Below are 9,241 nucleotides of genomic sequence, written 5' to 3'. Positions count from 1 at the left end.
CGTTTAGCCCCGACGGGCGGCGCATCGTCTCCGGCGGCGCCGACAAGACGCTGCGGCTGTGGGACGCGAGCACCGGACAGCCGATCGGGCAGCCGCTGAGCGGCCACACCAGCGGGGTGAACGGGGCGGCGTTTAGCCCCGACGGGCGGCGCATCGTCTCCGGCGGCGCCGACAAGACGCTGCGGCTGTGGGACGCGAGCACCGGACAGCCGATCGGGCAGCCGTTGACCGGCCACACCAGCGGGGTGAACGGGGCGGCGTTTAGCCCCGACGGGCGGCGCATCGTCTCCGGCGGCGCCGACGACACGCTGCGGCTGTGGGACGCGAGCACCGGACAGCCGATCGGGCAGCCGTTGACCGGCCACACCAGCGGGGTGAGCAGTGTGGCGTTCAGCCCCGACGGCAAGCGCATCGTCTCCGGCAGCTACGACATGACGCTGCGGGTGTGGCCCACGTACCCCGACCCCGCGTCGGTGATGTGCGCCAAGCTCACGACCAACATGAGCCACAAGCAGTGGCGAGAATGGGTGTCGCCCGACATCGACTACATCAAGCTCTGCCCGGACCTCCCGGTCGCGCCGGACTAGACATTCCCCACCGAAACCGCGCAGCGGGCCGCATTCGTAGTGACGTTCGTGGGGTGGTCGGCAGGTTCAGCGGAAATCGCAGAATCGTTCTGCCGCGTGCGGAGTTGTGCGACCCCAGGTTGTTTCGAATCAGACCACATTTGAGATAGAGGATGAGCTCCGCCGTGTCCCCGTGGCCTTGGTCGAGGTGTCTCAAATTCCGTCGTGGACCGGTGCCGGATTGGTGAACAGCTTCGAGGACGTGATGTCCGGTGGCCGGGACGACTGAAGTTATGGTTCGAGTCCAGCCCGGCGCTGTTGTTTTGCGACTTCGCCGCGGGGGCGAGTGCCTTCCTTGCGGTCGGTGGACTTGATCGACGCGATCAACCTCAAACAGGCTCAGGGCTCGCAAGCACAACTGTCCCACTTCTGATGGCCCGGAAGGGAAACCAATCACGTCCGGCGACTGCTGACGGTTGAGCAAAAGCTGCCCAGATCGCGCCGCTCCCGGTTACATTCAGCTGCCCACATCAGCGCAGCCCATAGGAGCAAACATGCGCAATGTCATCACCGTCGCGGCCGCTGCAGTGTTGGCTCTGGCGTTTCCCGGGACAGCGCACGCTGATAGCACCCAGTACCTGAACGACCTTCATGGTGAGTACTTCAGCCACCCATTCACAGACGCACAGTTGTGCTCCGAGGGCACAAAGGTCTGCGACAACGCCGGAGCCATGGGAAACCCCGCGCTGAGGCAGATGGTCCAGTCCGACCGAGGCGTATCGGAGCACGCCGCCTCAGACCTCGCTATCGACGCCCACGTCTACCTCGGCTGCTAAGTGCAATGTCGCTAGTTGAATTGATCGCCGCATGTTTGATCTGCGGTGTCATCTGCGCGGTCATCGCGCAACGAAAGAACCTCAACCCCACCAACTATTTCATCGCCGGAGCCCTCTTAGGCCTAATCGGCGTTGCCATCACGGCATTGGCGAAGCCAGAGCTGCCTGAGGCGCCGTCGGGGATGTTCGCCGCCAAGTGTGTCCGTTGCAACGCGGTGCAGAACGTGCCCATCAACGCGCACGAATTTGAGTGCTGGCAATGCCACACCGTCGAGACCATCAGCCATCCATAGAAGGGACACCATGGCCACCACCATCCGAAATCCGCTCGGTCTCGGCGTAGCGTGCACTGGCGCGGCGATCATGGCGTTGTCGACGTTCCTGCCGCTGTGCGAGCCAACCGGCCGATTCCGGTTCGTCGAACAAAACACCCTTGTTCAGCACGGTGGTTGGTGGCTGCTCGTCTGCGCCCTGGCGATCGGCATTGCCGGATATGTCACCAGCACGAGTACCGGGTCGGGAAAACGGTGGTCTAACCCGATCGGGGCATGTCTCCTCGGCGCGGCATACCTGGTCAGCGTTGTCTTCGACACGGAGTCGCGCACCCTCTACCCAGTTGGGCTCGACGGAACCGTGGACTCATCTAAAGGGGGCATCGAGGCTGCTCTCGGTATCGCGGTATACGTCGGTTTCGTCGGTGTGGTTGTCGCTTTCGTCGGCGCGATCTTACTGACCAAACCGACGGCGAGTCCGGCCGCTGACACGCCGCCACCAGCCGCTGACACGCCGCCACCAGCCGCCGACGGGACGCCACGTCGGTCCGCCAAATGCGGCCAGTGCGGATCGAAGCTCTACGTGAAGACCACGGCGTCCAAGTTCCGTTGCCCGGTGTGCCAACGGCTTAATACGGCGCGTGGAGCGGACCAAAATACCAGCCTGTAGATGGCCAATTCGGCTGCAGCGCGTAGCCGTAGGGCAGGCCGCGCACAATGCGCCCCATTTTCAGAACCGGGGTATCTGATCAGCGCGTCGCCTTTTTAGGGTTGCCCCGAAAAGGCCCGGCTGACACCAAGAGCCGACTGATCTCGCCAACGTGTCCGTATCGTACTAATTAATTAAGCTAATTGGACTGGCTAGGTGGGGGCTGAAATCCCGTAGGCCATGTTGTTGACTTGTCGTAGACGATGTTGCTGAGGTTTACCCCTGTGTCCAAATGTGCCTTGGAGAGGTCGGCGTGTTCGAGGTGCGCCCCGGTGAGATTGGAGCCTCTAGGCGTTCCGTCCCAAAGGGGCCAGTTTGTAGCCACCCAATCATGAAGCGGTGCGCGGCGACGCGTCGAAAAGCTCGAAAGTGACCTGGGTGTCGAACGCCCCACCGCCAGCGTCAGTGGAACTGATGCCACACCCAGAGAATGAACCCACCAATGCCCGATACTGCCGCTACGATTGCGCTGATCCGAAGCAAGTGCGCTTCAGCCCAGCGGGCTGTCCTTCCTGCACGTGATTTCGGAGTCTGAAGGGTATTAGGGAATAAGTTGGATACCACGACGGTCAAGTCCTCCGGATTGCGCTTGTCGATTACGTGCGCTAATTTAAATTCGCGTAGCCGACTTTCGACCAATTCGTGCTTTACGAATGCACTGTAAATCAAGACTGCCGTATGCGCGAATCCAGGCCTGCTTCGAAGAGTGCGCACGCACCGAAGTCCGTCAGCTAGCGCGTCATCTGCTAACTGCTCAGAACTCGACCACGGAAGCCGCAGGTCCAATACGACAAGATCGGGGAAATCCTTGCTACGTACAGACTCCTCGACCTTGCGGATGAATGCATCCTCTGCATGGAGGGCGACTACTTCAAAGCCAAGTTCATCCAGGGTGTTACTAGTTCGTTTGGAATCGACCAAGTTGTCATCAACTACCCACGCGTGCCAGACCCTGCTATTCATCGACGGTCCAGTACAGCTCGCTTGAACTTAGGCAGACCCAGATAGAATCCCTCGGGGTACCGATAAACATTCGAAGGCAAGTCAACGTTGCTCGGCAGCCAGCGATTGTGCGGATCGTCAAAAAAGATAGGAACGTTTTTGAAATCTTCACGGGCTAATAGGGCGGCAAAGTCACCCTCTGAGAGGTGTTCAACCACCAGTGCGACTGGCGGACCCTCACGATCTAGCGCCGCGAACATAACCCCAATATCGTAAAACAGGACAACTGGTCGCTCGAGTTCCTGTTCGGTCCAACCTTCCCGTGTTCCAATTGAGAGGTGACTAATAAGGTTCCATGGAAGTCCCCAAACAGGTCTCCAACCTACATACTTCCTACCGGGTGTGTAGCGGGGCTCATAATCGTCATCCGCCATGCGAGAAGTGTATAAGGCCTTCGCTCGCCCTGTTCCCTTTTGTGTACTAGGCCACGTGGCGTTTACCTTGCAGCCACGTCTGACGGCCGGGCAATGAAGTCCTCGACATCTTGCTGGGTCATCCGCCACGAGCGGCCAGCCTTGTACGCCGGTGCTCTACCCGAGCGAATCTGTTTACCGAGCCAACGAACGGCGTTGCCAATATCGGGCGGCAGGATCATTACCGCGACCTCTTCAAGGCTGTAGGTCTTGATCGGCGCGGGCTCCGCCTCGCCTATGCCCCTGACCCTAGGTGCACACGTCGGGTTCCGCCCTCCCGCCGGCAAGCGTTCAGGCGTTCATCGATCAGTCGGTCGGCCGTGGTGGTAGTCCCGACGGCGCCGAGTTGTCGCAGGGTGGCACGGGCTACCGACAACAGTCGTAGTTCGCGGTCGATGGTGTCGATGTCACGCAAAACTTCTTTGGGCGCCAGCGCCCGTTCGGTTCCATCGAACGTATGATCGAACAGTGGGTGACTTGCCGTCGATCGTCGACACCGGTCGGCAGTCGACTCAGGACTGCTTCCGTCGCGTCGACCCACCGCGCACCGTGCAAATCGACCTAGCTGCGCTGTTTCCCCGCCAGCCGTACCACCGCGACAATTATCAACCCGGCGGCCTACAGATGCACACGGTCGTCCAGGGTCAGCTCACCTGTTGGGGCCGCTGCGTCAAGGGCCAGTGGTGGGGACTCGTGACATATCCGATTGCCTTCGGCTTGCAACGCAGGACCGTGGCGCATTGGGTGCCGGCGTGGGTGCTGAAAATGGTCGACTGTCAGTTCTCAAACTAGGTGTCACATTCTCATTCTGAATTTCACGCAATGTCACAAATGAGATGATTTTGAGAATTTATGGGCGGGAGTAGTCGTAGCAAGCGCGACACGACGAGAGATGCTTCGGGCCGCCCATCGATGTGAGACAAAGAAATGAGTAGCGCGCTACTCGTGACGGTTGAGCCCATCTGCTGTGATCGTGGCGGGCATGAACCGCGCGGATACCGACGCTCGCTGGGGCGCCCGTGTGTTCAACCAGGCCACGCAGCGGCCGGGCCGGTGGAAGGCTGAAAGCTTGTGATCGGCGTTGAGCTGCTTCACAAGCTCGCAGCAGGTCTCGCCAAGCGGCTCTGGCGCGAGGCGCGGCCCGACATCTCAGAAACGGCGCTGAACGCCAATGCCGACAAGCTTGCGCTCGCGGTATGGGACCAGGAAACGGTCCTTAGTGAGCAGCTCGGCGGCGGCCGGAACATGGTTATCGACGATCTTGAATTTCGGGCCGAGGCCCGATCGTGGTTGGCAGCAAGCGACGAAGCCGGCACACTCGCCGACATCGGCCCGTATTACCGGCGACAAGATTCACGGCGGCTGGTCGTACAAGGGGAGCCGGGTGCCGGGAAGACCGTTACGCTTGTTCACTTCGTGCTCGACCAGTTGGATCACCGCAAAACGCTGACAGAATCTGTGCGCGCCAACGAACCGGTGCCGGTCCGCGTCAATGCGGCCGGCTGGGACGGCAGCGCCGATTTGACGAGGTGGCTGGCCAACCAATTGGCCATCAATTATGGGCTGAACCCGCGGGTAGCCCGCGCAATGGTCGACACCGACCGCATCCTTCCTGTCCTCGACGGCCTTGACGAAATGGACGCACCCGACACCAAACCAGTGCTGGCCGGCGCGGCATTAGAGCGCCTCAATAGATCGCCGTGGCGAAGCAGGGCGGTCGTGGTCGCCTGCCGCAGCAGGGTCTACGCAGCGATCTGCGAACTTCGCCCCGCTGCCGGTCTGCACTATGCGATAACTGTGACGCTGCAGCCTTTTTCGGCAGAGGACATCTACTTCCATCTTGAGCGATATCGCGAGGGGCTCGGCATCGCCGAGGCGGTCTGGGCTCCGGTCACTGATCAGCTTGATCAAGCACCCAGCGGGGTCCTGGCCACTGCCTTGCGTACACCGTGGCTGCTCAGCCTGGCCGCCACGGCCCTAGGGCGCGGCGGGTCCAAGACGGCCGTCGAGTTGGGGGCGTGCCGCGATACCGCCGACATCCGCGAACTACTCTTCGCGTCCCTGATCCCGGCTGCTGTTGACGCCACATCGGACACAGGGCGCACCCGCGATTACACCGAGGAACATGTCGAACGGTGGTTGCGCGCACTGGCCCAACAACTCGAACAGCGGCGCACTGAGCACTCCGGTGGCAGTCAGATCGCGCTCGACCAAATCTGGCAGCTAGCCGGAACGCGCACGTGCCGCGCCCTGCACGCCGTCCTCGGCGGGCTCACATGGTTGGCGACCGGAGTCGCGGTAGTGGTTTCGATGGTGGTCGCGCGACATACCGGGCATGTGATGCTCGCGATCTGGTTCGGCCTCGGGATTGGTGCTGTGGCCGGTGTCGTGACCGGCCTGTGGTACGGGCTCGCGGCCGTCCGAGCCGACATTGGGCTACAGCGTTCCAGAACTGCCAGACGCTTTGCTTGGCGCGGTAACGGAGTTCCAAGACGCTTTGCATGGCGCGTTCCCGGCCGATCGAGATGGCGCAGAGGCCTCAAGCGTGGGCTCACGGTCGGACTCCTGGCCGCCGTCGTGGCGTTGGCGTTGTGCTTTCGGGGGGACGGCAGCATCGACACAGCGGTGTTGGCGTGGTTTCTTGCGTTGTCGTTCGCGGTGGCGCTTGTATTCGGACTTGTACGCGGGCTCGAAACGACCTCGGAAGAGCGTCTTGCGCTCGGACAAGACGCAGACCGAGTAATCCACGACGACCTTGTGTCCGCGCTCATAGGCGGGCTCGTCTGGCTCGCGGTCTTTGCAACGTTCATGACGGCCTTCATGCTTTACAGGTATTTGAAGGACGACTACCTGTACCGCAGAGCAGTCCTTGAATATGGGCCTGACGGAAAGATTGTGGGCTTCCACTCCATAGACTTCCACCCGTCTGTAATCGCCCTGCTGAAGGACTGGCATCCCTGGCTTTCGGCGGCAATAGCTGGGCTCGCAATCGGGCTACTGCTGGCGCTCCTGTTCGCCTCGTTGTCGGCTGTCGCCAGCGGGCGGTACGCGATCGCCTCGCTCCTATTCGGCTTCACCGGCAAGTTCCCGCGCCGACCCGCCCGACTTCTGGAATGGGCCCGAGAGACCGGACTCCTGCGCGTGACTGGTATCGCATACCAATTCCGCCACGACACCTACCAGCAGTGGCTCTGCGGTCCACCGCCAGATCAGCGACCGCAAACAGATTCAATCGCAACACAGTCGCGCACCACGGCCGGATCGGCGAAATAACCTCGTTGGCCCACCCGCGCGGCCCGGCCGTGGTGCGCGATTCCCGTTTACGCCCGGTTCCCGGTTCCCAACCCACTGCCCGGGAACCGGGAACCGCGCTCAGCGGGCGAGGTGGAGACGTGCGGCTTCGACTGCCCGATCGACGTCGGTCAGGTCGTAATTGCCGACGATGTACTCGTCGCTGTCGGCCGTGTGCAGCACCCAACCGTCTGGGATTGGCCTCCCGTGCTGGTCTCGGGCTTTCGTCGTGCACCCGCTTCGGTAAGCCAAAATGGGAGTGCCGTTGTCATCGAACTGTATCCCTGAATGCTCGGGATTGAAGTCCACGTGAATCTGCGGGAGGTCTCCCGCGCCCTCGTTGGTCATGAGCCTGATTCTGCTTCCTCGCCATCGATCGCGCCCTGGCTCCAGGCATCCAGCAGCGGCGCCAACACCAGAAGGTGGGCGGCCAACTCTCGGCACTGCGCCGCGTTCAGCGAGTGGTCACCCAAGTTGATGCACATAGCCGCGTCGATCATGGCGCCGTCTTCTCGCTGAATGGCACTGACCAAGACGGTTACTGGGCTGTCGGTGATGCGCAGCTCTGGTGACGTGATATGGCGGATTTGGACGTCCGAGATACCGGGATCGTCGTGTTCCCAATCGCCGGCGAACTCAGCGCCGAGGGGTAGTGCGACTGCGGGTGTGGTGGGGGAGTCGGTGACCATGGCAGTTCCTCTCGTCACGCGAATCGCGATCGGAGGCGCCTACATCGTTTGGCACGTATCTGGCATGTGACCAGGTGTTCTAGCGAGAAACCGCAGGTCAAACGTGGTGCGCGATACTGGGATTGAACTATCTATCCCCACGGTCCGGCAGTTCAGGCGTTCACCTGGAAAAACTCTCATCTACCAGGCAACACAGCCGAAAGTACCACACGCGTTAAGCGGAGCCAAGCGGAACACAGGGTAGATTCATTCTGCAAATATTCCGCAAACGATGGGTACTGCAATGGCCGGCAAGGGTAAGCGCAGCTTCGGCAGCATTCGCCAATTGCCCACCAAGGTGCCCGGCCGCACAGGCCGATGGCAGGCCAACTACACCGGCCCCGACGGCGCCATCCACAAGGCCCCACGCACCTTCGCCTACAAGATCGACGCCGAAGCATGGCTGACCGACCGACGCCGCGAGATTGACCGCGGCCTATGGAGTCCGTACGCCGACAATGACAGCGAGCCGGTGCCGACATTCCGTGACTACTCAGCCGACTTTCTCGATACGCGCATGGTGCGCGGCAAGCCCATCCGCCCCCGCACCCGTGCCCATTACGCGATGATTCTGGATACCTACCTCGTGCCGCAGTTCGGCGATTCGCGCCTCGATGTCATCAGCGCGGAAGCTGTACGCATTTGGTACGCAAAGCTATTGCCCGGCAAGGATGCGATGCGAGCGCACTGCTATTCGCTGCTGCGGACCATCCTGAATGAAGCTGTGCGGCAAGACATCATCGCGGCCAACCCCTGCAAAATCACCGGCGCGAGCGTTGCACGCCGAGCGTCCAGAACGAAGCCCGCGAGCCTCGACGAGCTGCGGGTTCTGATCAGCGCGATGGAGCCGCCGCGGCTGCGGCCGATGATCGCTCTGGCGGCCTGGTGCGCGCTTCGGTTCGGTGAGCTGGTCGAGCTGCGCCGCCGCGACATCGAGTTCGCCGACGACGGTGGCGCGATTGTGCACATCACGCGGCAGGCTGTCCGTGTCGGCGGGACGTACCACGTCGGGTCGCCGAAATCCGATGCCGGCATCCGCGATGTTCACGTGCCGCCGCATTTAGTGCCGATGCTCGAGGAGCACCTGGGCCGGCATGTCGGCAAGGGCCGCGATGAGCTGTTGTTCCCGGCATTCACTGACGAGAACGCACACCTTCAACCGTCTGCATTCAACCGCCACTTCTACCAGGCGCGAGAAGTGGCTAAGCGCAAGGATTTACGGTTCCACGACCTTCGCCATTCGGGTGCTGTCCTGGCTGCGCAATCGGGTGCGACGCTGGCCGAGTTGATGGCGAGACTGGGGCACAGCTCCCCGGCCGCCGCGATGCGCTATCAGTGGGCCGCGCAAGGCCGAGACCGCGAAATTGCAAGGCAGTTAAGCAAGATGGCAGAGGACGGCTGACCCCGGCGACACGCCCAAAGTG

At 61.8% G+C, this 9,241-nt stretch carries 9 protein-coding genes and 1 pseudogene; 7 read left to right on the top strand and 3 right to left on the bottom strand.

Translation table 11 applies throughout. The features are described 5' to 3' along the window. The 4 genes and pseudogenes from M2432_RS24195 to M2432_RS24180 all read left to right on the top strand — a co-directional run. Positions 1–587: pseudogene (locus M2432_RS24195) on the top strand (WD40 repeat domain-containing protein); the annotation flags it as partial. A 533-nt stretch (positions 588–1,120) separates the two neighbouring features. After that, positions 1,121–1,402, top strand: a complete 282-nt coding sequence (locus M2432_RS24190; RefSeq protein ID WP_280829378.1) for a hypothetical protein — start codon at positions 1,121–1,123, stop codon at positions 1,400–1,402. A 5-nt stretch (positions 1,403–1,407) separates the two neighbouring features. Then, positions 1,408–1,695, top strand: coding sequence for a hypothetical protein (locus tag M2432_RS24185; protein ID WP_280829377.1), 288 nt, complete (start codon positions 1,408–1,410; stop codon positions 1,693–1,695). Positions 1,696–1,705: 10 nt separating this feature from the next. Continuing rightward, the gene (locus M2432_RS24180; protein WP_280829376.1) at positions 1,706–2,344 is read left to right on the top strand and encodes a hypothetical protein; all 639 of its coding nucleotides are present in this window, start codon (positions 1,706–1,708) and stop codon (positions 2,342–2,344) included. Positions 2,345–3,342: 998 nt separating this feature from the next. On the opposite strand, the gene M2432_RS24175 is transcribed toward M2432_RS24180, so the two are convergent. Next, a complete protein-coding gene (locus M2432_RS24175; protein WP_280829375.1) occupies positions 3,343–3,759 on the bottom strand; it encodes a hypothetical protein in 417 nt (138 codons plus the stop codon). A gap of 507 nt (positions 3,760–4,266) precedes the next feature. Here M2432_RS24175 and M2432_RS24170 point away from each other — a divergent pair. Both M2432_RS24170 and M2432_RS24165 read left to right on the top strand, forming a co-directional pair. Then, positions 4,267–4,590, top strand: coding sequence for a hypothetical protein (locus M2432_RS24170; protein ID WP_280829374.1), 324 nt, complete (start codon positions 4,267–4,269; stop codon positions 4,588–4,590). A 279-nt stretch (positions 4,591–4,869) separates the two neighbouring features. Further along, positions 4,870–7,071, top strand: a complete 2,202-nt coding sequence (locus M2432_RS24165) for a hypothetical protein (RefSeq protein WP_280829373.1) — start codon at positions 4,870–4,872, stop codon at positions 7,069–7,071. Positions 7,072–7,170: 99 nt separating this feature from the next. Here M2432_RS24165 and M2432_RS24160 read toward each other — a convergent pair whose 3' ends face one another. Continuing rightward, positions 7,171–7,437, bottom strand: coding sequence for a hypothetical protein (locus tag M2432_RS24160; protein WP_280829372.1), 267 nt, complete (start codon positions 7,435–7,437; stop codon positions 7,171–7,173). Then, positions 7,434–7,778: a hypothetical protein gene (locus M2432_RS24155; RefSeq protein ID WP_280829371.1), complete on the bottom strand. Its 345-nt coding sequence runs from the start codon at positions 7,776–7,778 to the stop codon at positions 7,434–7,436. The genes M2432_RS24160 and M2432_RS24155 overlap by 4 nt, the downstream gene beginning before the upstream one ends. 271 nt (positions 7,779–8,049) lie before the next feature. On the opposite strand from M2432_RS24155, the gene M2432_RS24150 reads away from it, so the two are divergent. Continuing rightward, the gene (locus M2432_RS24150; protein WP_280829370.1) at positions 8,050–9,219 is read left to right on the top strand and encodes a site-specific integrase; all 1,170 of its coding nucleotides are present in this window, start codon (positions 8,050–8,052) and stop codon (positions 9,217–9,219) included. Positions 9,220–9,241: the final 22 nt, after the last annotated feature.

The organism is Mycobacterium sp. OTB74 (genome assembly GCF_029892685.1).
GTDB lineage: Bacteria > Actinomycetota > Actinomycetes > Mycobacteriales > Mycobacteriaceae > Mycobacterium.
Note: the sequence above shows the minus strand (reverse complement) of the source record. Positions and strands in the feature narration are given on the sequence as shown.

Excerpts from the sequence above, each read along its gene's own strand:
- M2432_RS24180 (WP_280829376.1), top strand. The coding sequence starts at position 1,706 with ATGGCCACCACCATCCGAAATCCGCTCGGTCTCGGCGTAGCGTGCACT.
- M2432_RS24190 (WP_280829378.1), top strand. The coding sequence starts at position 1,121 with ATGCGCAATGTCATCACCGTCGCGGCCGCTGCAGTGTTGGCTCTGGCG.
- M2432_RS24185 (WP_280829377.1), top strand. The coding sequence starts at position 1,408 with ATGTCGCTAGTTGAATTGATCGCCGCATGTTTGATCTGCGGTGTCATC.
- M2432_RS24175 (WP_280829375.1), bottom strand. The coding sequence starts at position 3,759 with ATGGCGGATGACGATTATGAGCCCCGCTACACACCCGGTAGGAAGTAT.
- M2432_RS24155 (WP_280829371.1), bottom strand. The coding sequence starts at position 7,778 with ATGGTCACCGACTCCCCCACCACACCCGCAGTCGCACTACCCCTCGGC.
- M2432_RS24150 (WP_280829370.1), top strand. The coding sequence starts at position 8,050 with ATGGGTACTGCAATGGCCGGCAAGGGTAAGCGCAGCTTCGGCAGCATT.
- M2432_RS24160 (WP_280829372.1), bottom strand. The coding sequence starts at position 7,437 with ATGACCAACGAGGGCGCGGGAGACCTCCCGCAGATTCACGTGGACTTC.